At 46.5% G+C, this 25041-nt stretch carries 23 protein-coding genes and 1 pseudogene; 6 read left to right on the top strand and 18 right to left on the bottom strand.

The features are described 5' to 3' along the window. Nucleotides 1-7: 7 nt before the first annotated feature. The 7 genes from lnrN to NYE56_RS04060 all read right to left on the bottom strand — a co-directional run bounded on the left by lnrN (nt 8) and on the right by NYE56_RS04060 (nt 7579). A complete protein-coding gene (lnrN, locus tag NYE56_RS04090; protein ID WP_341283512.1) occupies nt 8-1165 on the bottom strand; it encodes a linearmycin resistance permease LnrN in 1158 nt (385 codons plus the stop codon). 14 nt (nt 1166-1179) lie between these two features. Next, complete coding sequence (gene lnrM / locus NYE56_RS04085; protein ID WP_341283511.1) at nt 1180-2370, bottom strand: linearmycin resistance permease LnrM; 1191 nt, start codon at nt 2368-2370, stop codon at nt 1180-1182. A 12-nt stretch (nt 2371-2382) separates the two neighbouring features. Then, nucleotides 2383-3318, bottom strand: coding sequence for a linearmycin resistance ATP-binding protein LnrL (lnrL, locus tag NYE56_RS04080; RefSeq protein WP_341283510.1), 936 nt, complete (start codon nt 3316-3318; stop codon nt 2383-2385). Nucleotides 3319-3461: 143 nt separating this feature from the next. Next, the gene (lnrK, locus tag NYE56_RS04075; RefSeq protein ID WP_268556118.1) at nt 3462-4124 is read right to left on the bottom strand and encodes a two-component system response regulator LnrK; all 663 of its coding nucleotides are present in this window, start codon (nt 4122-4124) and stop codon (nt 3462-3464) included. Next, on the bottom strand, nt 4121-5323 hold the full coding sequence (locus tag NYE56_RS04070; protein WP_032726624.1) for a sensor histidine kinase: 1203 nt from the start codon (nt 5321-5323) through the stop codon (nt 4121-4123). Before NYE56_RS04070 ends, lnrK begins: the two co-directional genes overlap by 4 nt. 123 nt (nt 5324-5446) lie before the next feature. Further along, nucleotides 5447-6628, bottom strand: a complete 1182-nt coding sequence (locus NYE56_RS04065) for a Gfo/Idh/MocA family protein (protein ID WP_341284381.1) — start codon at nt 6626-6628, stop codon at nt 5447-5449. 9 nt (nt 6629-6637) lie between these two features. Beyond that, on the bottom strand, nt 6638-7579 hold the full coding sequence (locus tag NYE56_RS04060; RefSeq protein ID WP_341283509.1) for a sugar phosphate isomerase/epimerase family protein: 942 nt from the start codon (nt 7577-7579) through the stop codon (nt 6638-6640). A 146-nt stretch (nt 7580-7725) separates the two neighbouring features. Between NYE56_RS04060 and NYE56_RS04055 the strand changes: the two are divergent. Further along, nucleotides 7726-7884, top strand: a pseudogene (locus tag NYE56_RS04055) (MFS transporter); the annotation flags it as partial. A gap of 66 nt (nt 7885-7950) precedes the next feature. Here NYE56_RS04055 and NYE56_RS04050 read toward each other — a convergent pair. From NYE56_RS04050 to glvA, 8 genes are all read right to left on the bottom strand, one after another. Next, nucleotides 7951-8895 carry an AraC family transcriptional regulator gene (locus tag NYE56_RS04050; protein WP_341283508.1) on the bottom strand — a complete coding sequence of 315 codons (945 nt, stop codon included), beginning with the start codon at nt 8893-8895 and terminating at the stop codon, nt 7951-7953. Between the two features lie 93 nt (nt 8896-8988). Beyond that, entirely contained in the window at nt 8989-9846 is an 858-nt protein-coding gene (gene catE, locus NYE56_RS04045) for a catechol 2,3-dioxygenase (RefSeq protein ID WP_341283507.1), read from the bottom strand. A 17-nt stretch (nt 9847-9863) separates the two neighbouring features. Continuing rightward, nucleotides 9864-10268, bottom strand: coding sequence for a DoxX family oxidoreductase CatD (gene catD / locus NYE56_RS04040; RefSeq protein ID WP_335450347.1), 405 nt, complete (start codon nt 10266-10268; stop codon nt 9864-9866). 153 nt (nt 10269-10421) lie between these two features. Beyond that, nucleotides 10422-12236: an ABC transporter ATP-binding protein gene (locus NYE56_RS04035; RefSeq protein WP_153952060.1), complete on the bottom strand. Its 1815-nt coding sequence runs from the start codon at nt 12234-12236 to the stop codon at nt 10422-10424. After that, a complete protein-coding gene (locus NYE56_RS04030) occupies nt 12230-13951 on the bottom strand; it encodes an ABC transporter ATP-binding protein (protein ID WP_268556126.1) in 1722 nt (573 codons plus the stop codon). Before NYE56_RS04030 ends, NYE56_RS04035 begins: the two co-directional genes overlap by 7 nt. A 105-nt stretch (nt 13952-14056) precedes the next feature. After that, entirely contained in the window at nt 14057-15640 is a 1584-nt protein-coding gene (gene malP / locus NYE56_RS04025) for a PTS maltose transporter subunit IIBC (RefSeq protein ID WP_341283506.1), read from the bottom strand. 14 nt (nt 15641-15654) lie between these two features. Beyond that, the gene (gene glvR, locus NYE56_RS04020; RefSeq protein ID WP_029317468.1) at nt 15655-16419 is read right to left on the bottom strand and encodes a MurR/RpiR family transcriptional regulator GlvR; all 765 of its coding nucleotides are present in this window, start codon (nt 16417-16419) and stop codon (nt 15655-15657) included. Nucleotides 16420-16483: 64 nt separating this feature from the next. Next, complete coding sequence (gene glvA / locus NYE56_RS04015) at nt 16484-17833, bottom strand: maltose-6'-phosphate glucosidase (protein ID WP_014476180.1); 1350 nt, start codon at nt 17831-17833, stop codon at nt 16484-16486. Nucleotides 17834-18168: 335 nt separating this feature from the next. Between glvA and NYE56_RS04010 the strand changes: the two genes are divergently transcribed. From NYE56_RS04010 to NYE56_RS03990, 5 genes are read left to right on the top strand one after another with little or no spacing between them, the layout of a single operon-like run. Then, complete coding sequence (locus NYE56_RS04010) at nt 18169-18483, top strand: WXG100 family type VII secretion target (RefSeq protein WP_341283505.1); 315 nt, start codon at nt 18169-18171, stop codon at nt 18481-18483. Nucleotides 18484-18488: 5 nt separating this feature from the next. Then, nucleotides 18489-19712, top strand: a complete 1224-nt coding sequence (locus NYE56_RS04005) for a hypothetical protein (protein ID WP_341283504.1) — start codon at nt 18489-18491, stop codon at nt 19710-19712. Nucleotides 19713-19723: 11 nt separating this feature from the next. Beyond that, nucleotides 19724-20491 carry a hypothetical protein gene (locus tag NYE56_RS04000; RefSeq protein ID WP_015252540.1) on the top strand — a complete coding sequence of 256 codons (768 nt, stop codon included), beginning with the start codon at nt 19724-19726 and terminating at the stop codon, nt 20489-20491. Between the two features lie 23 nt (nt 20492-20514). Continuing rightward, nucleotides 20515-21072 carry a YfjD family protein gene (locus tag NYE56_RS03995; protein WP_336155716.1) on the top strand — a complete coding sequence of 186 codons (558 nt, stop codon included), beginning with the start codon at nt 20515-20517 and terminating at the stop codon, nt 21070-21072. A 49-nt stretch (nt 21073-21121) separates the two neighbouring features. Continuing rightward, nucleotides 21122-21451 (top strand): YnfA family protein, encoded by a 330-nt coding sequence (locus NYE56_RS03990; protein ID WP_341283503.1) that lies wholly within the window; start codon nt 21122-21124, stop codon nt 21449-21451. Between the two features lie 35 nt (nt 21452-21486). Here NYE56_RS03990 and NYE56_RS03985 read toward each other — a convergent pair whose 3' ends face one another. From NYE56_RS03985 to acoL, 3 genes are all read right to left on the bottom strand, one after another. Next, entirely contained in the window at nt 21487-21666 is a 180-nt protein-coding gene (locus NYE56_RS03985) for a small acid-soluble spore protein H (RefSeq protein WP_003244276.1), read from the bottom strand. Between the two features lie 53 nt (nt 21667-21719). Further along, complete coding sequence (acoR, locus tag NYE56_RS03980) at nt 21720-23537, bottom strand: acetoin dehydrogenase operon transcriptional activator AcoR (protein WP_341283502.1); 1818 nt, start codon at nt 23535-23537, stop codon at nt 21720-21722. Nucleotides 23538-23652: 115 nt separating this feature from the next. Beyond that, nucleotides 23653-25029 (bottom strand): acetoin dehydrogenase complex dihydrolipoyl dehydrogenase, encoded by a 1377-nt coding sequence (gene acoL / locus NYE56_RS03975; RefSeq protein WP_341283501.1) that lies wholly within the window; start codon nt 25027-25029, stop codon nt 23653-23655. Between the last annotated feature and the right edge of the window lie 12 nt (nt 25030-25041).

Raw genomic sequence — 25041 nt, 5'->3', positions numbered from 1 at the left:
ATGTTTTTTAGGCTCGGAGCGCTTTCAGCCCCGCTGCGAAAGTGATCGCAGCAAATGAAAGCAAAATGCCGCAGATTCCGAGAATATCTGTGACGCGGGCACCGTTAGCGATAATCTCCGTCAGCCCGCTCATCGCCCACTTTTGCGGAAGAAATTCAGCGATGGATTGCATCAATTTCGGTTCAATGTCGATCGGCCAATACATCCCGCTAACCATACATGTTGCGACGACAAACAAGTTGCCGAACGCAAGCTGCTGTTCTGGCGTTCTGACATTGGCCGCAATCATCAATCCAATGCCGACAACGGTCAGCAGAAAAAGCGACACCAACACCATAACCGCAGCGGGATTCCCCCAGTTGATGCCAAACAGCCAATGGGTGGAAAGAAGCAATATGCCAAATTGAATCCAGCCAATGACAAAGAAGGAAAGCACATACCCAGCACCGATTTCGGCTCGGCTGACAGAGGCTGTAAGCAATCTGGACCATACGCCGTTTTTTCTTGCTTCTAAAATGGTTCCAGCCGCTCCCATCATGGTCAGCATGACAAACAGGATGGAAAAACCTGCTGCTCTGGAGGCTGTGTCACTTGCTTCCGCACCCTCTTTGTTATCACTGAGCGTCTGTCGTTTTACTGCCGGAACTGTATCTTCATGTTTTTTGGCGAAAACCGTTTTATACGCCGCCTTCCAGTTCTCTCCCGCTGTCTGAGATGCCGTTTTTGCAGCGGTCACCTGAATATTGAGCGTTGCCAATGTGCTTTCTGCATATTGTTTGACCATCGGCGCTTCCGACAGCTCAGGGCCGTGACGGAAAATCAGCTCAGGGTTTTTGCCTTTTTCCAGCTGTGTCTGGAACGAGCGGGAAATGACGATGATCCCGGCAATTTTCTTTTGTTTCAGCTTTTCTGACGCTTTGTTTTCAGGCACGTTTTCGAATACATACATATCATCGTGTGCCTTCAGCTGCCGAATATAATGCTGTGACAGAATCGTATCGTCCTGATCAACGATTGCAAGCCGCACCTTATCATCATTGCCGCCGAGCATACTCCCAAATACAAAGGTAAGCAAAAGCGGGGCAGCAAACATGATCAAATAGTTCTGCGGCTTCTTAAAAATGAGAGAAAGCTCAATGCCGCAAATGGCTATGATTTTTTTCACCTTTTGTACCCTCCTTATCTTGTATGAAGCCGTCTGATACCAATTACAAGTGAACAAAGGCCGATCGCCGCAAAAAGAAGCACAGGCTTTTGAAGGTCAGACCAGCCTCCTCCTTCCATTAAAGAAAGAAAGCCGTCAAGCGCCCAGCGATTTGGCACCGCTTTGGATACAGACTGCAAGACGTCCGGAAATTGATACAGCGGCAGCATGGATCCGCCGAGAACCGCAAGCAATTGAATACCGAAGCCGCCTATCGCATCTGCAGATTTCATATCGCTGATGCACGACGCAAGCAGCATTGAAATGCCAGATACAGCGGCAGCGTAAGAAAGCCCGAGTACACTCACAAACAGCAAATTGCCGCCCCAGTCCACACCAAAAACATTGATTGTGACGATCAGAAATATGAAAAATTGCATGATAGCAAACAGATACGTCCCAAGCCATTTTCCGAAGAGAATGACGGATTTTTGCGCAGGCGTCATCAGCATTCTGGCAAGCGTCTCCGTATCCTTTTCCTGTAAAAACGATTTCGCCCCAACTGTCATATGAAACAGCATAAACATGCAAAGCATTGCCGCCGAATAGTATTGAAAACTGGTAACGGCTTTGCTGCCCACAGATTTTTCCGCAATAGTAAGCTTGTCACCTGTTTCTTTTTCTAGCGTCTTTGCCAGCTTTTCTGCAAACTGTGCAGGGTCAAGTTTTCCTTGCTTTACAGCTTCCGTTTTGCTGATGTAGTCCATTGAGCCTGACGCGGCTTCCTTTACCGCTTTATATTGCTCTATAAATGAGCTTGCAGCTGTTTCAATGATGGAACTTTTCAATGTTTGATCAGGAGCGGCATTAACAACAGCTGAGGTTTTGCCGGCTTCCCAATTTTTTGGGATGACGATGCCTACATTGATTTTCTTTTCATCAATCAGCTTTTTCATCTTGTCTTTGCTGCCGGCTTTTGTGACCTTTATCGACTTCATTTTTTTGAGAACATCTTTTGTAAACATGTTTGCTGCATCTGACTGGTCTGATTGAATGTAGCCGACTTTGATGTCATCAATCCGGCTGCCTCCGTCAACAACTGATCCGAGCGCCGCGCCTAAAATACAGGTTAGGATGAGCGGCATTAGGATAAGCATCATAAACCCTTTTCTGTCCGTGATTCTGATTTTGACATCTTTCCATGCGATCCATATGCTTTTTTTCATTGCCGTCCCTCCTCAATCCCGCAACGTGCGGCCGGTCAGATTCAGAAACAGGCGCTCCAGATTCGGTTCCTGCACCTGAAGAGACAGCAGGTTTATATGATGAGCAGCGGCTTCAGCAAGCAGACTTGTGACGACTTTCTCATGATGGGCCGCAGAAATGTCAATTTTGAGCTCTGTGTCATGTACTGTTACATCATTCACATGAGCCAGGGAACGGATCGCCAAAAGAAACGCTTCATCGATTCCGCTGACCGTGAGCTGAATGATGGTATCGCCTCCAAGACGGCTGCACAAATCAGTTTTTGTGCCAATCGCAATCATTTCCCCCTGATCAATTATCCCGATCCGGTCGCATAAAAACTCAACTTCTTCCATGTAATGACTCGTATAGATCACCGTCATGCCCGTTTCGTTGAGCTGTTTGACCGTTTCTAAAATGTGATTTCTCGATTGAGGGTCAATACCGACAGTCGGTTCATCCATAATCAGCAGCTCGGGCTTATGCATTAAAGCCGCACCGATGTTGATTCTTCGTTTCATCCCCCCGGAAAATGTTTCAATCTTATCTTTAGCCCGCTCAACCAGACCGACATATTCAAGGACCTCTGCCGCTCTTTTTTTGGCCTCACCGTGCGTAAGTCCGTACATTTTCCCCCAAAACATAAGATTCTCATGAGCCGTCAGCGTCGGATATAATGCAATTTCCTGCGGAACAATGCCGATTTTTTGTTTCGCTTTGGCCGTTTCTTTTCCGATAACATAGCCGCCCACCGTGATGTTCCCGCTGTCATGCGGCACAAGGCCGGAAATCATCGAGATGGTTGTGGATTTCCCCGCACCGTTAGGCCCGAGCAGACCGAACGACTCCCCCTTTTTGAGGGAAAAAGAAATGCCTTTCACGATTGTTTTTTTTCCGTATGCCTTTTTGATGTTTTCTGCTTGCAGCACGTCGTCTCACTCCTTTTTTTGATCCATTGCCATTGTAGAAGAAAGAAAGGCGTGCGGCATGTAGCGGCAGATAGAACATAGGGCATGAAAAAAAGGCCTGTAAAAGGCCTTTTCAGAGAAGCGTATATGCAAAACGTCATATGTCAAAAGACAGATACACCATATCTGACCGAGTAAATGGCGGCTTGGGTTCTGTCCCTGACAGCCAGCTTGCTGATAATATTTGAAACGTGGTTTTTGACTGTGCCTTCTGTAATGTAAAGCTTTTCGGCAATTTCTTTGTTATTCAGCCCGTATCCCAGCTCAGCCAGAACTTCGATTTCGCGCTCGGTCAGGTCGAGCAGCTCGTTAGGTTTTTCTATCTCTTTTATTCCTTTCAGCTGTTTTTCACGCTTCCATTCATTCAGCATTTGGGCAGTCAATTCCGGCGGAAGCACCATTCCGCCAGAATGAACAGTCATCACTGCTTTTACAATCGTATCTGCAGACATATCCTTCAGCAGATACCCGCTTGCTCCTTCTTCAAGCGCTTCAGCAATCAGCGCTGAATCCTTAAAGGTTGTCAGCATCAAAACCTTTACGCCTGGCAGTGAGCTTGTGATTAATTTTGTTCCCTCCACCCCGTTGGAAACCGGCATGCGGATGTCCATTAACACGATATCCGGCTCCAGCTCTTTCGCCTTTTCGAAGGCTTCCTGTCCGTTTCGCGCCGTTGCGATCACATCGAGCTCTTCTCGGAGCTGGAGCAGGGATGCCAGCCCTTCTCTGACGATATCCTGATCGTCGGTAATGATGATCTTAATCATGATAAACTCTCCTTTTGCTGCACGGGCCTGAAGCTCCATTTTTTATTGGCAAGTGAAAATTCTGCATTCACAGTAAATCCTTGATCCTGTTCGCTTTCAAAGCGGATCATTCCGCCATGTTCCGCTGCCCGCTTTTTCATATTCAAGAGGCCAAAACCAAGTGCTGCCTCGGGATTGCCTTTACCGTCATCCTTAATGACAAGGCTGATGCTGTCCGTTGTGCAGGCAAGCTGTATCGAACAAGCTGTGGCGCCGCCGTGCCGTTTGGCATTGGTCAGTGCTTCCTGCGCCGTTCTGATCAGGGTCGGATGGAGAGACAGCGGGATGATTGCAGGATCGCCGCTGACCGCAAATTCTGTTGTGACTCCTGCATTTTTGCAAAAGTCCTCTGTCAGCTGTTTCAGCGATTCGATTAGCGAAGGATCGTTTTCAGTTTGCAGAGTGCGTACTGATAAGCGGACATCATCAAGCGCTTCACGGGCAAGTGTTTCACAGACACCTACTGTCTCATCCGCTTTTTGGCTGTCTCTTTTTTGCCATTCACGCAAAAGCTGCAGCTGGACAAGAAGGGCCGTCATTTTATGCCCCACTGTATCATGGATTTCCCGCGCCATTCTGTTCCGCTCGTAAATGGCAGTCAGCTCTTCAACTTGCTTCGCATATAAATGGAGCTCCTGATGTGCAGCAGACAGCGCCAGATGGGACTCCGTCAGTTCCTGAAACTGCTGTTTTGCCGTATCCTGAGCCTCCAACAGCTTGCGGATTAATTTGCCCACGACACCGCAGAAGACAACGAATGTCATGCTGATGCAATGATCCATCACATATTCATCACCAAGCATATGATATGTGCGTAATAGAACAATCAGCCACATCATAAAACAAAAACACAGGACAGACCATACAGTTTTTCGGTCAAATCCCTTCAGAAAAAAGGTAACTGCAACCGGGCTGAGCAATGTAATATATAAACCTGTACCCGGAAACATGAAACCGAACGAAAAGCCAACTGCAATATCAATTAGACAAAAAATAATTGCATATTTCTGTACCCTTAATAAGAGATGATTTGCTAAGAATACACTTGCACCGCCAGCGATGAACAAATACTCAAACCAGCTGTCATCCTCTACAAGAAAAAAATAAACCGAACAGCTTACCATTAAGGTGAAAATCCTAGTAAAAAAAAGAGCCTTCACGCTCATCACTCCCGATACCCAATTCCCTTCTTATCATACCTGCCTGAGGACATTTTTGACAGGAGTTTCTGGAAAATAAAAACCGCATATGAACTTTATGTCATATGCGGCGCATCCCCTCATTTATTTAAATTCAACCCAAACTGACCCTTGGTTTGCCGAGCGCACGCAGTTCTCAATCCAGCGAATGCCCTCGATCCCTGCATCAATGTCAGGATAAACCAAGTTATTCAAGATTTCTTCCTCTTCACGGTTTTTGGCGTCTATCGCAATGGCAAATTTAAGATAAATATTGGCCCATGCTTCAGACAGCCCTTCGCTGTGTAAGGCGCCTAGTCGTTCATCGGCGCTGCATGCACCATCTAAATATGGCATGCCGCGAACGAGTGTCTGAACCGGCTCTCCCTGCACTTCATACCTCAGTGCGTTCGGTTTGCTGTCCCACCATTCGAGGCTTGCTTTTGAGCCGACAATCCGGATTCTGTGGCCATCCATACACCCTGCATTGATTGATGATGTCCACATCGTCCCGACCGCCCCGTTTTCATAATGCATCAGCACATGGGCATTGTCCTCTAGCGGCGCGCGGCTGCCGACGAAGCTCTGGCGGTCACACAGCAGCTCTTTCATTTTCATCTGCGGCATAATAAGCTGCGACATATAATACGTGTGGGTAGATAAATCGCCCAGCACAAAGCTTGGCCCGGCGATCGCGGGATCGACACGCCATTTCTGTGCAGCGCTTATGTTTTCGCCTTCATCTGCTGTACAAAAACCGTGTGTGTACTGCAAGTCAACCACGCGAATATCGCCAATCTTGCCCTGCTCAATCATCGCACGCATTTGAAGGAGCATTTGATTGCCGGAAAACCCGTATGTCACGCCGACAATTTTCCCTTTTTTCTCTGCGAGCGCTTTGATTTCATAGCCCTCTTCTGAAGTGAAGAACAGCGGTTTTTCACAGATGACATGCAGTCCTGCTTCAAGCGCCGCCTTACAAATCTCATAATGAGTGCCGTTCGGAGTGGCAATCGATACTACCTCTATGCCATCCTCTCTTTTCGCTTCCTCCGCAAACATTGTTTGATAGTCGGGATAACAGCGTTCCGCATCCACTCCGAGGTTCACCCCGAAGTCTTTTCCTCTTTCGGCATTGATATCAAAGGCGCCTGCAGTTAATTGAAAGGCAGTATTGTCTCTCAGCGCTCCAATACGATGTTTATATCCAACCTGGCTGAGCCGCCCGCCGCCTACCATTGCCCAGCGCAGCGGTTTTGAAATGATTCTTTCTCCATTTAGCATCAGAAAAACCTCCTATTGGCAGATGGTTTGTTTTAATGCTTCTACAGAAGTGCGGATGCCCGCTTCAGGTGACATCGTCAGATCCTCCATTTCTAAAGAAACCTCATCATCATATCCCATCATTTTTACAACTGAAAAAAATTCCTTCCACCACTGTAAATCCTGTCCGCAGCCGACTGCTACGTAATTCCATGCCCGGTTCGCAGGATCTGTCACTTCTTTTGTTTCTAACAGCCCGTTAACCGCAGCTAAATGTCTTTCAATTCTGACATCTTTTCCGTGAACATGGTGAATGGCTTCTCCGAGCTCCCTTGCCGCGATGATCGGGTCTGCGCCCATCCATAATAAATGGCTCGGGTCAAGATTCAAACCGACCATCGGGCCGACTGCATTTCTGAGCCGAAAGAGAGTCTCAGGATTATAGACTAATTGAGAGCTGAAATTTTCAAGCGCGATTTTTTCAACACCGCAGGCTTCCGCTTTTTGGACAAGCTCCTTCCAATAAGGAATCGCAACATCTTCCCATTGATAGTTGAGGATATCTTTTAAAACGGGAGGCCAGCTCACTGTGTATGTGATCCAGTTCGGCACTTTGTCGTCCGGGCCGCCGGCTGGCAGGCCGCTCATCATGATCACTTTTTTGACGCCTAATAATCCAGCCAGCTCCATCGTTTTGTCAGTTATGTCTCTGTGCGATTTGCCCAATTCACCCGGATCTAAAGGGTTCCCCGAGCAGTTTAATGCGCAAAGTGTCATGTTCCGCTTTTCCAGCGCTTGTGAAAATTCTTTTCTTTTTTCGCTGCTTTGCAGCAGTTCATCAAGATTCAAGTGAGGTGCCGGCGACCAGCCCCCGGTTGTCATTTCAAGTGTATCGATCCCAAGCTTTGCGGCAAAATCGAGCATGTCTTCAAAAGGCAAATGCCCTAGGCTGTCTGTTACATAAGATAGTTTCATTGATAGATTCCTCCTCATATCTGCAGATTACGATAAGTGAGTCGATTGATTCGGCATGTCCTGATCAACTTGCCGGCCATATTCATATTGGCGAAATGAATGCTAAAGCCGTTCAAGTGACCGCCCTTTCGTCTCAGGCACATATTTTTAAAGATTTTCAAGAGCCGTAGATCAGGCGCATGCTATTTACTGAGATCGGAATCGCCATCGTACAGCAAATTACCGATGTCAATTCGATCATGTACTATGGGACAGAAATTTTAAGAAAAGATGGCTTTCAAATAGAAACCGCTTTCTTAAAAAATTATAAGACAACGAGATTTCTCGCGTCTTTATCATATGGAGACATTATTTTGTCATTTCAGGACATCTTATTCGTACGGCTCGGCCTGTTCGATTTTTTGAAAAGGCTTATTGATTTGAAATGCGGTCATTTTTGAGTCTTTATAAAGGGAACGGAAAAGCCCTGGAGAGCTGCCGATTTTGGCAGAAAATACGCGTGTAAAATAATGTACAGAGAATCCTATTTCTTCTGCTATTTCCTTTATCGATAGATTCGTTGACTTCAGCAGCGCGGCGGCTTTATTGATTTTTTCATTTTGGACAAACTCAGAGTAGCTGACACCCAGTTCTGCTGCAAATAAACGCGATAAGTGCCTGCCTGAGATATGAAAATGGCCGGCGACATCCGTCAGCTTTAACGGCTGTGACAGATTGTCTTTAATGTGCAGTTTGACCTCAGTCAGCAAAGCAGATGAGCTTTGAATGAGCTGCTTGTTTTTCGGGCGGCGGGCGGACGGGAGAAAGGTTTGGATTAATGACAGGATCAATGCGTGCGACAATTGGGATAGGATCTCTTTGTCAAAAGCATTGACTGGCTGTGCTGCTTGCAGCATTAACGTTTTCCAAAGAATGCCCGGAGGTTCGCCATCTTTTATTTGCACTGTGACAAGGGGGCTTTGTTTCACTTCTTCCATCACGTTGATCCATTCAGCGCTTGATTGATCCTCGCTCAGCTCAAAAGCGACATAAAAAATGAACAGTCCTGTTTCACTTTTGATTTGGTGCAAATGATCCGGCTTTGACAAAAAAATCGTCTGTTCCCGAAGCGGATATGTACGATCGCCTTCAAGGTAATATCCTTCACCTCTTACCACGTAACAAATTTCATAAAAGGAATGCTTATGAAGCAGTGTGTTATAGTGGTTCGTCATTGCTCCCCAATAATGGACGTAAAATGAAACATCCTTTTGCTCTAAGCGATGCACATATTGATTTAATGCTATTTTGCCCGTCACAAGGTGGTTGAGTTCCATGTTAACGCCTCCTAACAAGTTGGTTCTCCCATCATAACAAGGCGGACAAAAATAAAAAATCCCCCTGCCGTTTTTTCGGCAAAGGGATTACAGTCAAATCACAAATCTAATATAGGCGCCGGAAACAGGGTCTTTCACACGAAAGCTGTTTTCCGTCTCTTCAATTGAATACCCGGCATGTTTGACTCGGTTTGCCACCAAATCCAGCTCCTCTTGGTGAGGCAGGACAACAGTATAATAGTCTAGTCCGCTGGCATTTGTCGGTTTAGGCGGCGCATTTCTTCCCGCCCAAATGTTTAAGCCGATATGATGGTGGTACCCCCCGGCTGAAACGAAGAGGGCGGACATGCCCGCATAGTTTCCGACAATGTCAAAGCCCAGTACATCTGTATAAAACGCCTTTGCTTCTTTCAAATCACTGACATGCAGATGAATGTGTCCGATGATTGTATCGTTCGGAAGCGATGATTTCCGCTCATCTCCTGCCTCTTCCAGAAGGCCCTCAATGTCAACAGCGGTTGTCGTCATGACGTAGTTTCCTTCCCGATCACGCTGCCACGTGCTGCGGGGGCGGTCAGCGTACATTTCAATGCCGTTTCCGTCAGGATCAGACAGGTAGAGCGCTTCGCTGACAGCATGGTCTCCATGTCCGATAGCAATGCCGTGTTCAATCAGGCGGGCGAGCGCGATCCCAAGTTCTTTCCTGTCCGGAAGAAGAATCGCAAAGTGATAAAGGCCTGTCACAGACCGTTCAGGCAAGACGACAGCGCTCGGATTTTCTTCAAGAATAAGCAGTACGCGTTTCCCGTCAGCCGTTAATTCAGCTTGGCGATCCGTCTTTTTTAAGACTTGAAAACCGATAACGTTACAGTAGAACTGAAGCGAACGCTCCAGACTGCGAATTGTGAGTTTGGCATAGCCAATGTGTGTATCCTCATGAATGCTGGTCATGCTGCATGCCTCTTTTCTTATGCTGAAACGTTTTCGTTCTTTTTTCCTTTAAACACAAATGGGTCCAGCGCCAGGAATCGACTTCCAGTAAGCGCCAGGTGAATGGATGTCAAAAGCAGAAGGTAATCAAATTCTGCATTGCCCATGAATGGCGCTTTCAGCTTAACAGTGATGATGGCGCCGATCAGTGTAAGAGCGAACAGTACACTGACAATACGTGTAGCCAATCCGAAGAAGACAAGCACTCCGCCAATGAGTTCAATCGCTGCGATGACATACGCCATAAAGCTTGGAAGGCCTATGCTGCCGAAAAATTGGATGGTGCCCTCCATTCCCTGAAACTTTGATAAACCGTGAACAAAAAAGATAATACCTGTAATAACTCTTAAAAGTAATGTGCCAATTTCAAATGATTTATTCATTTTATCCTCCCTGATAAATGTTATCACTTACTTAATGTAAGCTAGTATATATACATAACTTGTTTACGTCAAGTAATTTTGTTACATTTTACGAAAATGAAATAAAAGTACTATAAATCTGTAACAAAAAAGACCTCTGTGCAGGACAAAGGTCTATTTCTCAAATTGGCTTTCATATAAGTCACTGTAAAATCCTTTTTGCCGAATCAGCTCGTCATGGCTGCCTTTTTCAATCATTTCACCGTCTTTTAGCACCACAATCTGGTCCGCTCTTTGAATGGTGTTCAGCCTGTGGGCAATGATGACGCTTGTTCTTCCTTCCATTAAACGGGCGAGCGCTTCTTGAATGTTGACTTCTGTTACGGTATCAATGTTGCTTGTCGCTTCATCCAAAATGAGAAGAACCGGATCGGCAAGCACCGCCCGCGCTATAGAAATCAACTGCTTCTGTCCTTGACTGATGCCCGAACCGTTTTGCGTCAGCACGGTGTCATACCCTTTTGGCAGCCTTTCAATAAAGCTATGGGCATTCGCTGTTTTTGCAGCGGCTTCGACTTCCTGATCAGAAGCATCGAGCCTGCCATAGCGAATGTTTTCTCTGATCGTTCCCTGAAATAAGAAAGAATCCTGAAGAACAAACCCCATGTTTTTTCTGAGGCTTGCTCTAGTAAGGGTTTTAATATCTGTACCGTCGATTAAAATTTTTCCTTCGTTAGGCTCGTAAAAACGGGCGAGAAGGTTAGTGACGGTTGTCTTCCCCGCCCCCGTCGGCCCGACAAACGCGATGGACTGCCCGGCAGGCACGGTAAACTGTAAATGCTTCAGCGTCTGCTGCCCTTTATCGTAACCGAAGGACACATCCCGGAATTCAATGCTGCCTGTTTGGATGGGCTGATGCACGGCGTTCTTTTCATCCTCGCGCTCTTCTTTTTCATCAAGCACGTCAAACACCCGTTCAGCGCCGGCGATTGCGGACAGCATCGTATTAAACTGGTTGGCCAGATCGTTTAAAGGGCGTGTAAATTGTCTTGAATACTCGGCAAAGACGACGATGGAGCCGATCGAGATCCAGCCTTTCAGCGCAAACAAACCGCCGATTGCCGCTATCATTGTAAAGCTTAAGTTATTCAAAGAGTTCATGACCTTCGGGATAAACCCGGAAATCGTCTGCGCCCAAAAGCCCGACGTCTTGAGTGCAGCGTTTTTTTCGAGAAATTCAGCAGTAATCTGCTTCTCACGTGAATATGCTTTGATGACCTTTGCGCCTGAAACAGATTCCTCAATATACCCATTCAGATCACCAAGGTTTTTCTGCTGTTCTTTAAACAGCTTTCCCGTTCGGTTGGTGATCCATTTCAGGCTCGCTGCCATCACCGGAATAATGGCCAGCGTAATCAATGTAAGGAGCGGGCTCATGTACAGCATCACCGCAATCGTCCCGACAAAGGTGATCACGCTTGACAAAATTTGAATGACTGACGTGTTTAAGGTAGAACTGACATTTTCGATGTCATTCGTCACCCGGCTCATCAGCTCGCCGTGCCGCTGTTTATCAAAAAATGGAATCGGCAGCTCATGCAGATGGGTGAACAATTCGCTTCTCATTCTGAAAACCGTGCCCTGCGAGATCGTAATCATCCAATAGTTTTGAAACCAAAGCGACAGGGACTGAATGATATAGATAGCGAGCAGAAGAAGCAAAACAGGAATCAAGCCGCTGACCGTTTTCCCGACGATAAAATGGTCGATGGCCTTTCCGATCACAAAGGGACCAAGGAGTCCGAATATGGCGCTGATGACAACCATTAGCATGACAAGTATGAGCAGTCCTTTTCTTTCAGCCAAGTAAGACCAGATTCGTCTCAGTGTGCCCTTTGTATCCTTTGCTTTCGCCCGCTTTTTCGCGCCTTCTTTTTTGTCAATTGGCAGTTTGGGATATTGGAAAGGCTTGCGGATGTCTTTTAGCATGACTCGCTCCCCTCCCTTCCGAATTGTGACTCGTAAATGCGCTTGTATAACTGAGATTCAGAAAGCAGCTCACTGTGAGTGCCTTTTTCAATCAGTTCGCCGTCCTCAAGCAGCAAAATCTGATCAGCTTTCATCGCCGTGGTTATTTTTTGTGTAATGATCAAAGTTGTGCAATGGTATGTGCTGATTGCTTCAAGCAGCTTCGCCTCCGTTTGCAGATCAAGCGCGCTTGTGCTGTCATCTAATAGAAGGATAGCCGGTTTTCGAATCAGCGCCCGCGCAATGGAAATTCGCTGTTTTTGGCCACCGGACAGGTTGACGCCTCTTTGCCCCAAAACAGTGTCATATCCATTTGGGAGCTTCAAAATCGTTTCATGAATTTGCGCATGTTTGGCCGCATCCATTATTTCATCTAGTGAAGCATTTTCTTTGCCCCAAGCGATGTTTTCTTTGATTGTGCCGGAAAACAAGAGGACTTCCTGAGGTACATATCCAATTTGCCTGCGCAGCCCTTCAGCCGGAAAATCTTGAACCGGCTTTTCATCTATGTAAATGCGGCCTGAATCCGGCTGATAAAGCCGCGGAATGAGCTGAAAAAGCGTGGACTTGCCCGAGCCCGTCGCACCGAGAATCGCGATCGTTTCTCTTGGCTTTGCGGAAAATGAGACATTCCTGAGCGCTTCTCTGTCCATTTCAGGATAGCGAAAGGATACATGCTGAAACTCAATCCGTCCTGACAAACGATCAGATATGATGCCTTCCTCCCGCTCGTCGCCTTCTGTTTCAAGCACCTCACCGATTCTATCCCCTGAAGCCTTCGCCCGGGTGAAAATCATAATCAAAAACGGAAACATCGAAAGCGCGCCTGTAATTCGTGTTGCGTAGTTAATTATCGCAACAACATCGCCAACCTGAGTGCTTCCGCTCGTAATACTGTAGGACCCCGCCCACAAAATCAAAAGGATGCAGAGATTCATCATCAGCATCAGTACAGGCATCGTGAATTCCACAAGCTGAAAGGCCGAAACCGTTTTTTCCATCAGCCTTGTGTTGGCTTTGATAAATCGTTTGACTTCGTGGCTGCCGCGAAGCAGCGCTTTGATCAGCTTGATTGCGATTAAATTTTCCTGCATGATGGTGTTCACTTGATCCAGCCTTTTCTGCACTGAGCGGAACAGTGCCCCGCCTTTCCTTAATACCCACAGCAAAAACAAGATCAGGATCGGAATAGTCACAAGCAGAAAAAAGCCGAGTTTCACATTAACGGCAAGCGACAGCACAATGCCGCCTGCAATCATTAAGGGAGCCCGCAGCATAAACCGCAAACTCATAAAAATCATATTTTGAACCTGTGTGACGTCGTTTGTCAGCCTTGTAATATAAGAAGAGGACGAAAACTGTCCAAATGTGGAATAGGAGAAGGACTGGATTTTTTGAAAAAGCCCTTTTCTTGTATCATAGGAAAAGCTTTGGCTGACATGGGCGGCATAAAAGGAATTCAGCATCCCCGCCGCAAAGGATAACACGGTCAGCCCGATCATGACCGCGCCCCATATCCATACATGCCGCAGATCTTGCTTCAATATCCCATCGTCGATGATTTTTGCAATCAATAAAGGCTGCATCAGTTCAACTGCAAGCTCCGTCAGCATAAGAATCAGAGCAATTCCCGCCAGCAATGAATATGGTTTTAAAAACGACAAAGCCTTTTGCATGTAAAAGCCTCCAAACCCCTTTTTACTCGATTGTCTCTTTCTTTACTTTACTATGGCGGTCTTTTTGACGGCAAACGAAAACCCTCCCGAAAAGGAGGGCAGTCTTTATTGATTCAATATTTTTTCCACACGCTCCCGCATCTGCGGCACGCTTAATCCGATAATCACCTGAAACGCTTTCCCGTTCCTGACAACGCCGTGTGCGCCAAGCGCGCGGAATACGCTGTCGGGTTCAACCTTTGTTTCATCCTTGACACTGACTCTGAGGCGGGTGGCGCAGTTTGTGACTTCAGTGATGTTGTCTTTTCCGCCCAGCGCTTCAATATACAGAAAAGCGGTGTCATCAGCCGTTTCAGCAGCGGAGGCCGTTTCATCCTTGTTTTTTCGTTCTCTATATTCCTTTTTCGAATATAGCTTTGTTTCCTGCTGTTCATCCTTTTCCCGTCCTGGTGTAGCGATATTGAATTTGAGGATTAAAAATCTGAAGACGAAAAAATAAATTGCTGTAAACGAGAGCCCGATCAAAATTTGATACACATATGTCATACCGTGGCTGCCAAAGAGCGGAATCCAGTTCAAGGTCACCGCCTCAATCAGTCCGCCTCCCATATTTCCGACGACGCCGGCCATATACATAACTGTCGACATTGTGGCGGCAAGCACGGCGTGAACCGCAAATAAGAAAGGTGAAATGAATAAGAACGTAAACTCAATCGGCTCTGTAATCCCGGCGACAATCGCTGTCAGTGTGACAGGAATCAGCAGCCCTGCGACGAGTTTTTTCTTTTCCTTTTTGGCTGTCACATAAAAAGCCAGGGCGATACCCGGAATACCGAAGATTTTCGAGTTGCCGTGAAGCGCGAATCCGCCTTGCGGAAAGAGCTCCTTCAGCGGTTTGGCGCTTTGCGAATATTCGCCAAGATGCTGTGCCCAATACGTGACGATCCCGCCTTCCGCTACAGCCGGGCCATAAATAAACGGCGTGTAAATAAAGTGATGAAGGCCGGTCGGAATTAAAATCCGTTCCAAAAACGTGTATATCCAAACGCCCACCGCCCCAGAAGCAACCAGGAAGCTTTGAAGCGAGCCGATTCCCGATTGAACCATCGGCCAAATATAAGACACAGCCAAGGCAATTGGGATCATAATAAAGAAGGAAATCATCACGATATATGTTGAGCCTTGAAAGATGCCGAGAAAATCGGGCAGTTTTTTATCAAAATAGCGATTATGCAAAAAGACGACAATCGAAGAAATAAAGATGGCTCCGATGATGTTGGTATCGAGCGTTTTTATGCCCGCAATCATCGTTAACCCGCTCGTTCCGCCGACCTCTTGATTTATGTCGACGCCAAATGCTCCTCCCCATACCGTCAATATCGCGCTGACAAAATAGTTGAATGTCAGGTAGACAGTAAGCGCTTCCAAGCAAGCGCGTGCCTGAGCTTTCTTCGCCAAAGCAACCGGGATGCCAATGGCGAATAAGAGCGGCATTTGGTTAAAAACAGTCCAGCCGCCCTGCTCAATGATATACCAGCACTGATACCAAAAACCGTCAGGATCGGCGAGCGGTCCCATGAGGGTTTTATTTTTAAAGAGCGTGCTGATACCGACGATAATGCCGGCGAACGCGAATAATAAAACAGGCACAAACATCGCGCTTCCAAAGCGCTGAATTTTTTGCATCATACCAGAACCCCCTGCTACTCATTGTCATTTTTTTCTGCCTCTTTGTAATCAACATATGCGCGGAACAATGCTTCGCCAACGAGAAAAAACGGTGCAAAAGCGACAATTTCCGTTTTATCGCTTAATGTCACAGGTTTGCTTGTCGCATAAAGATTATGCGGAGTCAGCTGGGCGAGGACATTGTTTTTTAAATTCGTAATGGAAATAAAGGGAATACCCTTTGCAGAAAGCATTCTTGCCTGAGGAATCAGCTCCGGTGTTTCTCCGGAAAGAGAAATGATGATAAACAGATCGTTTACTTTAAAATCATCGCGCATCAAATTAAATTCATTTGTGTCTTCAATTAAAATAAGATAGCGATGGCGCGGAATAAACATTCTTTGCAGGTCGCGGGCGCATATCTTTTGCGCATTTCCAGAACCGTAGACGAAAATGCGGTCAGCTGCATCAATCAGCTGGCACATGTCCGTCATGTCCTTTGTCCGTAAAAACTTCAAATTTGCTTCAATATCATCAAGCAGCTTTTCAAAACTCATACTCTCGCCTTCTTCCGGCTGATCTTCCCACTTTAAAAAGACGCGAAATTCACTGTAACCGCTGAAACCGAGCTTTTGGGCAAGCCGTAAAATTGAGGAACGCGATACACTGCAAGCTTTGGCCAGCGCGTCGATTCCAAGGTGATAGCATGTGTGCTTATGATTCAATATATATTTTAAAATATGAAAATCGTTGTCATTCAATTTGCTGTAGTGCTGATTGATCAGTTCTTCGAGCTGCATATCAGATCCCCCCATTTTCTTTCTATTATATACAATTACAGATTCGAAAATGGGGGAATTTCAGTTATGATATACGGGTCGGGCTTTGATCAAGCTCAGGCCAGAAGTCTTTGTTGGCCTCCATTAAATCCTCGAGAATGAGTCTTGCCACACGCGCGTTCGGCACTGTTTTTGACAAAATTAGCGCCTGCCACAGCTTTTGGAACGATTTCTCCGCCCACGCTTCAACAGTCAGCTTCTCAACGGATACCTGCTGCTCCATAAGCCCTTTTTGGAATTGCGGAATGGTGCCGACGGTAATCGGTTCAGGCCCATTTGAGCCGACAATGCATGGCACCTCGACCATCGCAGTCGGGTCAAAGTTCGCAATTGCACCGTTATTTTCAACAATCAACAGCATTCTTTCACCTGTGTTGTAGGCAATCGCCCGGGCAAGATCAACGATATATGATGCGTGGTCATCGATTTTGATTTCGCTGTTTTCCGTGGACTGCTCACGTGTAATCATGTCACATTGGCTGAAAATAAAAGCTTCGCGCCCTTCCATCACTTCATTTGCCCGCGTATGATTCGGATTTGATTTTTTCACCATATCATCCGGGAACAAATAATATTGCAAATACGTATTCGGCAGGGTGTCAGGATCTGCGGCCTGCACGTCACGCGCTTTGGCGAATGTGTCATTCCAGCTCGCCTCCACCGCTTCAGCCTCTGTTTTCGGAATATAGCCGTATTGAGATACATGCTCCTTCAGCTTCGGCATTAAATCGTTGCCCTCTTGATCCTGAATTGATGTCCACCAGCCGAAGTGATTTAATCCGTAATAGCGGACCTTCATTTCTTTTCTTGAGGATAAGCCAAGAATTTGCGCCATCCGGTCTTCGATCCCAACCGGCATATCACAGATATTGAGAATTTTAGAATTCGGTCTGAGGCGTCTCGTAGCTTCAGCCACAATCGCCGCCGGATTGGAATAATTGAGCATCCACGCATCAGGCGAGTATTTTTCCATGTAATCTAATATTTCAAGCACACCGCCGATCGAGCGCATACCGTATGCGATCCCGCCCGGCCCGCACGTCTCCTGGCCGACAACTCCGTACTTTAACGGAATTTGCTCATCAAGCGCACGCATCGCGTATTTCCCTACTCTGATGTGCGCCATAACAAAATCGACATCTGTAAAAGCTTCTTCCGGGTCAGTCGTCGCTGCAAATTCAATATCCGGCGCTTTTTCTCTGATAAAAACGTCACAGGCGCCTGCAATTCGATCCTGTCTCTCCTTATCATTATCATACAGCTTCAGCTTTCTGATCGGAAACTCCTCCAAATGGTCCAAGAGCATGAGTACGATCCCTGGAGTGAAAGTGCTCCCTCCGCCCGCTATTACGATTGAGAATGATTTTTTCTTCATATGACGACCTCCTTGATAACGTTTACAATTCCATTTATACCATGAGATAGCCCGTCCCGTAACACGTTTGGAGCACTTAGGTCATTTGATCAACTTTAGTGTTTTTTCCCATAGAGCGGGAAATTTCTCATTTGGCTTATATCTGAGGGATTTGTTTTTTTTACCTTTTTTGTAATCTTAAAGTCTCACCAACTGTGAATTTTAAGTGAATATACGCCCTTCCAATTCTTATGAAAAGGTTCTTTTGTACGATTCGGATACATGCCGAATTATTTATAATCATTTATATAAAACATCCAATTGTGCGTGAATTTAGAAAAGGCAGGGGACAAAAGTTGGACTCATATAAAGTCATTGAGCTGGCAAACAAGTACAGTGCGGCCGCAGAAGAGGTCAGAAGCTCCAAAATGCTGCTTGAATCCCGGTTATCTGCATTGGGAGATGCTTGGCAGGGCAAATCAAGAGATTCGTTTGACCAGGATTTCGAGGAAACGAAAGCCGCCTACGATCAATTCGAACAGGAGCTGCTTGAAACAAGCCAAGAGCTGAAGGCTGCCGCTGTCAAAATAGAAGAACGAAAAGCTGAAATTGCCAGAATGGAAGAACTGGAGCGTAAAGCAAGAGAGGAAAGACATAAACTCGGGGGGTGAACGGTGTGTCAGGAAACATTGCAGTTGATCCGGATAAGCTCGAACAGCTTGCAAATGATGTAGTCACTGAATTAACTGATATGGAAAACAAATATAAGGACCTGCATGTGGAGCTGGGGCAGATGATTTTGCAATGCGATCCCCGCTACAGCAGCTGTTTTTCCGGAGTGGGCGATGCGTGGAGCTCAGGAAAAGCGCTCGTCACTAAGCTAAGTGACAATGAGATTTTCATCAGAAAAACGGGCGATAAATTTGTGGAACAAGATGATATTTTGCGAAAGCTCTACAATGCCTACGACAAATACGGTACGATGACAAGCTTAACCGCTCTTATGCTGACGCAGGGAAAATATTACGGATTAGGGCTTACGAAATTTGTGAAACAGCCAAGCGGCTTGCATACAGCACAGCACTCAAAACTGCTCTTGGATATTTCCAGGGCCGTTGACAGCTCACGTTATCAAAAAGCGGCAAGAGTGCTTTTGAATCCTAAATATTTGTTGAAAAAGACAAACCGTCCTTTTTCAGATTTGGTACATAAAAAGTTTACAAAATACTTCCCTCAGGACACGGTGGATTTTTCAAACAGCGTCAGAAGCTATACAAAAGGATTTCTTAATGAAGCCGGCGTACGCTCCACTTTGAAGGATGTGGGAAAAACGGGCTTGAAATTCGCGAAAGGAAATGCCATTACCGCCACACTGATTACCGGTGCGACCGAAACATTCGGAGCAGGCGTGAAAATTGCTGAAAATTATGCAAAATACCAGGACAAACCCGAAGTTCTCAAGCGTGAAAACGCCAAGGCTGTCGGAAATGCTGTGAATAACACCATTTTTATTGCGGGCGGTGCGACAGCTGGTGCTGTTGTGGGCGGTGCCCTAGGAAGTGTGTTAGGTCCTGTCGGCACAGTAATCGGAGGCACAATTGGTTCGGCAGTAGGAGGGTTTGTTGGGGAAAAAATCGCAAAATTCACATCAGTCTATGCTGAAAAAGCAGCGATAAAACTTAAAGAACCGATCCATGCTGTCGTTGATACAGCCAAAAAAGGACTGGAATCAGCCGGCAAAGTCGTCAAATCAGTGAATGACGGCATAGATGCGGCGAATAAAACGATACATAAAGGGATAGACAGTGCGAAAAAAGGAATAGAAAAAGCAAAGAAAACAGCGGATTCGCTCATACACGGCGCAACCCATTTCCTTAAAGGGAAATTTTCATTTGGATAGGAGAATAAACAATGAAGCAGTTTACAATCAGCATAGAAGAACTCTTGTTTTGTTTTTACAGCGAAGGGTTTTTCGAACAGGGAATGGCCTTAAAACAAGCCTATTTTCCCGAAATAGAAGATGAACAGCTCGGCGCCTTATTTGAAGCCGCGTGCCGCTCACTCTTAGCCAAGGATGCGGCGGAATATCGGAATCATCAATATCGGCTAAAGGACGAATACTGTCCGTTTATCCATGTGTTAAACGACGCCGACTATACAGTGAAGCTGTCCAAATTTGATGAACAAGGCAAAGAACAGAATATATCCTGCCATGTTTCAAAGTTTGGCACTTACTCTCATGAATTGCTGTTTGATGAACAGGTGCATAGAATCAAAAAAATGGATTCAACTAATGGATTACTCTCTAAAACATCCGAGTTTTTAAATATAATAGATGCAGAAGATCACAAAGAATCACTGATCTCTCTGACATCAACTGAATTTGAATTGCTTTTGGAGGGCGCTTCAGACACTCCCACACATCTCAAGGAGTTTCTAGATAAGCATGATCACCAAGAGGACGTTACCCGTTTTGTAAATGATCTGGCTTTGCGAAAAGGAAAAATGGATACGCTGATGCGGCTGGTTTATGACAAAGACAACTCCCCGGAAGTGGCTGACATGGCTTTCGTTCTGCCTGGCAGCCATCATACTTGGCTGGTAACAGGTATTACCCAAAATGAATTTTCTATCGTAACAGCAAATAAAGATGTGATAAAAGGAATACTTTTTTGCTAAAGAGCGATAAAGGAGAATAGCAATTGAAAAACAATGAAGTAATTAAGGTCAAAAGCAGACTGTTTTTTAGAATATGGCTGTTCCTCGCTACAGGGGGCGCCTTTATTGTGGGAGTCTGGCTGGTGTCTGAAGCTCTCACGTTTGAATCTAAATATGCCCTGCTTTATTTGGGCGGCGGATTACTGGCGATAATTTATGGATTGATCACATTCTTTATGGCTTTTCCTGCGTTCACAAGCCGTGGAAATGTCATTTTCAGCATAAAGACCGGACCTAGTGGCGAGATCTTTTCGAGAAAGCGCAGCGTGCTGTTTTCCGAGGTGAAGCGGCTTTATATGGGACGTCATCAATACAGTTTGAAAGGGATCTTTTTTGAGGATATTATCATCGAGAAAACAGACGGGAAAATCGTTCGCATCCCTACCTGGAACATCATCGCGAATCCGCTGTTTTTCGAAGCGGTTGAACGCTATATCCTTCCCCATTTGAATGAAGAGGCTCAAAACAATTGGATCAGCCAATTTACAGAGGTTCAGCGAAAAGCGTATTTGAAGGAATTTGAGAATCATCCGAAGCTTTAAAAGCTCTCCTCCTCTATAATGAAAGATAAATGCAAATTGAGGAGTGCTCATGATGCTGATTACCATTCTTTTATTTCTCGCGGCAGGGCTTGCCGAAATTGGCGGCGGATATCTGGTTTGGCTATGGCTGAGAGAGGCAAAGCCAGCCGGCTACGGAATCGCCGGGGCGCTGATCCTCATTGTATACGGCATTCTTCCGACGTTTCAGTCCTTCCCATCCTTCGGCCGTGTATACGCCGCTTATGGTGGAGTATTCATCGTGCTTGCGGTCCTGTGGGGATGGCTTGTTGACCGGAAAACACCTGATCTGTATGACTGGATCGGCGCATCCATTTGTCTCATCGGTGTCTGTGTTATTTTATTTGCGCCACGCGGATAACAAAATGGCCTGCTTATGAAGCGGGCCATTTTTGTTTAATCCTCTTTTAAGCTGTTCAGCTGCACTTCATGCTCCTCTTGCGGTTCGTCAAGCGGATAAATTCTTGCTGTTCCAGTTTCTTCATTTACGTGCTGAATGTAAATAGGAACGCCGTTGTATGTTACTTTTTTCATATCGGGAGATTCTACAATTTCTTTCGCCCTTTGAATATTCATCGTAACACCCTCCTTCAATACATAACGTTTCCATTTCCTGAAGGAAGTATGCTTTATGATTCAGCGGACAAGTTGAATTTTTTCAGGCGTTTGTAGAAAGTGCTTCGGGGGATCCCGCTGATTTTTGCGGCTTGAGAGACGTTTCCTTTTGCAGATTCAAGCGCTTTGATCATCATATCTTTTTGGATTTGCTCACGAAAGGTAAGCACGCCGGCAGCAGCAGGCTTTTTTTCTGCAGAGCTGGCCGGCAGCCCAGCGGCTTCCAGTAAAGCGGAAAGCGGTTCATCCCCCAGCCGGCCGTCCGGAAATCTGATAGAAAGACGTTCAAACACATTAAACAGCTCGCGAATATTTCCCGGCCACTTCCATTGCTTCAGCACATTACAAAAATCAGAAGGAAGTTCGCCAGGCCAATGATTCTTCTGTTTGTAGTACTCAAAGAGGTCTGGGATATCCTCGGTGCGATCGCGTAATGGAGGGAGTTCAATTGGATAGACATGAAGACGGTAAAACAAGTCCTCTCTGATTTTTCCGTTTTCGGCAAGCTCGCGTAAATCACAATGTGTGGCGGCAATAACTCTGATATCAACCGGAATTTCTTTCGTCCCGCCGATTGGCGTTATCTTGCGTTCCTGAAGCACTCGTAAAAGTGCAACCTGCATCGAGTGGGAAATTTCTCCGATTTCATCTAAAAATAATGTGCCTTGATTCGCTTTTTGAAAGGCGCCTTTATAGCCATTTCGTTTCGCTCCCGTAAAAGCGCCCTCTGTATATCCGAACAGTTCGCTCTCAATCAAATCAGACGGAATCGCTCCGCAATTGACAGCAACAAACGGACCGTGCCGTCTCTCACTGTTCTCATGAAGAGCGCGAGCCGCGACTTCCTTTCCCGTACCAGTTTCGCCCGACAAACAGACCGTTGCATCTGCCGCAGCTGCACGTTCTAGGTTCATCAGCATCGCTTGCGATCGGCCGCTTTTCCCGATCACTCCATTGAATCGAAACACCTTCTTTTTCTTTTGTTCCGAAAGATAAAAACAAGTGCCGCCATCTCCTATGGTGACAGCTTTTTCGATTGAGTAGCCCCGTTCCTTCAACTCATACAGGTGCCGGCCCTGCCAATCAGGCATTGAGGTTCGAATCGGTATGCTCGCACTGATGATGTGCTGCTTGTTATTGCATAGCACCATCGGCACACTGGATGCAGCCCTCTCTCCAAAACGGCTGATCAGCTCGAGCTCTTTCTCACGGCTTTTAGCTGCGAGTTCCCGTTCAGCTGCATAGGCGATCGCAGTGGCAATACCGAGCATATGAGGATGAGCGCCCATAGCCGGACACGATATGTCAATCATACCCGCAAGGCTGCCATCCTCATGGTGAATCGGAGCAGCTGAACAGTTCCAAAGATGGGAAGCAATGGAGTAATGCTCTGATCCTTGTATCGCAACCGGCTCGCTGATGTGGAGCGCCGTGCCAATCGCATTTGTTCCGACAGCCGTTTCCGTCCAGCATGCCCCTTCAACAAAGTTGATGCGTTTGGCTTCATAGAGCGCGCGGGGATGGCCGTCCAATGCCAGAACAACACCGTCTGAATCAATTAGCAGCGCCATCATTTCCATTTCTTTTATGGCAGGCAGCAGTTTTTCGAGGTAAGGCTTTGCGGTCGTCAAGAAGAATGAATGTTTTTTTGACTGCTGATCCAGCTCCGTTTGCTGTAAAACCTTCGGGCCTTTTTCTAAATAAGGATTGACCTCAGCTTTTTTGCAGCGATGCCATGACTCGGCAATCCGTTTTCTTAATCGGGCTTCGTCAAGCACACCGTCTTTCACAAAACGTTTCCAGGTTTGCAAATCGTTTGGGACCGAATTCATTTCCTTGATCGCTCCTCCCTTACACGCCGTTTTCATCTATTGTAGGGGAAAAATAAAGCGCTTTCAACAATAAAAGAGCAGGCGCCTTATATCCATGCGCCTGCTTTTTCCTTTATTATGCATGTACCGCAAGGCCGATCGTGCTTAACAGCGCCTCATGCAATGTTTCCGATAAAGTCGGATGGGCGGCGATAAAATGCTCCGCCATATCTGCCGTCATCTCACCATTCATGATCGCTGCCGCTTGGCCGATGAGCTCGGTTACATCCGGGCCAATCATCGAGACACCCACGATTTCGCCGAATTCCGGTTCAGCCATGATTTTGACCTTTCCTTCCGCTTGCTGTTTAATGAGCGCCTTGCCGTTTGCGGAAAATGGAAATTCACCGATCTTCACATCCCCGTATATGCTTCTTGCCTGTCGTTCTGTTATTCCGATACACGCGATTTCCGGGGACGTATAGATGCAGCGCGGCACATGTTTCTCATTGATTTTGACATCCCTTCCGGAAGCATGAGAAGCAGCGATGATGCCCTCATGGAAAGCGGCATGCGCCAGCTGAATGCCCCCTATAGCATCTCCGCACGCGTAAATATGAGGCACGTTCGTCTGCATGTGCCCATTCACCGGAATGCCCTTTGGAGAAAAATCAACTCCGGCCTGTTCCAGCTGTAATCCGTCAAGACGGGGTTTTCTGCCGATCGCCACCAGCACATATTCGGCCTTCGTTTTAAACTCTCGCTGACCGCTTTTCCATATTGCCGTTTTGGCCGTTTGATTCACCCGCTCTAATCTGGATGAGGTATGCACTTCGACACCGTCTTCCTCAAGTTTCTCCTGAAAGAGACGGGCAATATCTTCATCTTCAGCCGGGATCAGCTGGTCCGCTGTTTCAATGATGGTCACCTTCGAGCCCAATCTGGCGAACAGCCCTGCATACTCACACCCGATGACACCGCCGCCGACAATGACTAGTGAAGACGGAATCTCGGAAAGAGAAAGCGCGTCTTTGCTGTCGATGATCCATTCGCCGTCAAACGGGGCAAAAGGCAGCTCGATTGGCTCTGACCCGGAGGCAATCAATACTTGGTCCGCCTCTCTGATTTCTTTTCCGTTTTCTCCTTCGATCAAGAGCTTTCTTTCAGAAAGAAAGGAGGCTGTTCCCTTTACAACCTGTATTTGATTTTTCTTCATTAGGTACTGAACGCCTTGGACAAGCTGACTGACAACCTGTTGTTTTCGGCTTTGCATTTTACTCCAATCGACTGATATCGCACCTGCCGGAAGTTCGATTCCAAAGCTGTCGGCATGCTTGATTTTATCAAGAACGTTTGCGCTTTCTAACAAAGACTTTGTCGGGATGCAGCCTTCATTCAGGCAGGTCCCCCCAAGCTGGCCTTTGTCAATGAGCAGCACGTTTCTGCCCTGCTGTGCCGCGGAAACCGCAGCCGCATAGCCTGCAGGTCCGCCGCCGATAATGGCTAATGTCATGTCGTTTTCACC

Origin of the sequence: Bacillus sp. FSL R5-0603, from assembly GCF_038050295.1 — a bacterium.
Classification (GTDB): Bacteria; Bacillota; Bacilli; order Bacillales; family Bacillaceae; genus Bacillus; species Bacillus subtilis.
Note: the sequence above shows the minus strand (reverse complement) of the source record. Positions and strands in the feature narration are given on the sequence as shown.

Bases quoted from the DNA above. Each gene is read 5' to 3' on its own strand.
- lnrM (WP_341283511.1), bottom strand. From the start codon at position 2,370: ATGAAAAAAAGCATATGGATCGCATGGAAAGATGTCAAAATCAGAATC.
- lnrK (WP_268556118.1), bottom strand. From the start codon at position 4,124: ATGATTAAGATCATCATTACCGACGATCAGGATATCGTCAGAGAAGGG.
- NYE56_RS04060 (WP_341283509.1), bottom strand. From the start codon at position 7,579: ATGAAACTATCTTATGTAACAGACAGCCTAGGGCATTTGCCTTTTGAA.
- NYE56_RS04050 (WP_341283508.1), bottom strand. From the start codon at position 8,895: ATGGAACTCAACCACCTTGTGACGGGCAAAATAGCATTAAATCAATAT.
- catE (WP_341283507.1), bottom strand. From the start codon at position 9,846: ATGACCAGCATTCATGAGGATACACACATTGGCTATGCCAAACTCACA.
- catD (WP_335450347.1), bottom strand. From the start codon at position 10,268: ATGAATAAATCATTTGAAATTGGCACATTACTTTTAAGAGTTATTACA.
- NYE56_RS04035 (WP_153952060.1), bottom strand. From the start codon at position 12,236: ATGCTAAAAGACATCCGCAAGCCTTTCCAATATCCCAAACTGCCAATT.
- NYE56_RS04030 (WP_268556126.1), bottom strand. From the start codon at position 13,951: ATGCAAAAGGCTTTGTCGTTTTTAAAACCATATTCATTGCTGGCGGGA.
- malP (WP_341283506.1), bottom strand. From the start codon at position 15,640: ATGATGCAAAAAATTCAGCGCTTTGGAAGCGCGATGTTTGTGCCTGTT.
- glvR (WP_029317468.1), bottom strand. From the start codon at position 16,419: ATGCAGCTCGAAGAACTGATCAATCAGCACTACAGCAAATTGAATGAC.
- glvA (WP_014476180.1), bottom strand. From the start codon at position 17,833: ATGAAGAAAAAATCATTCTCAATCGTAATAGCGGGCGGAGGGAGCACT.
- NYE56_RS04000 (WP_015252540.1), top strand. From the start codon at position 19,724: ATGAAGCAGTTTACAATCAGCATAGAAGAACTCTTGTTTTGTTTTTAC.
- NYE56_RS03990 (WP_341283503.1), top strand. From the start codon at position 21,122: ATGATGCTGATTACCATTCTTTTATTTCTCGCGGCAGGGCTTGCCGAA.
- NYE56_RS03985 (WP_003244276.1), bottom strand. From the start codon at position 21,666: ATGAATATTCAAAGGGCGAAAGAAATTGTAGAATCTCCCGATATGAAA.
- acoR (WP_341283502.1), bottom strand. From the start codon at position 23,537: ATGAATTCGGTCCCAAACGATTTGCAAACCTGGAAACGTTTTGTGAAA.
- acoL (WP_341283501.1), bottom strand. From the start codon at position 25,029: ATGACATTAGCCATTATCGGCGGCGGACCTGCAGGCTATGCGGCTGCG.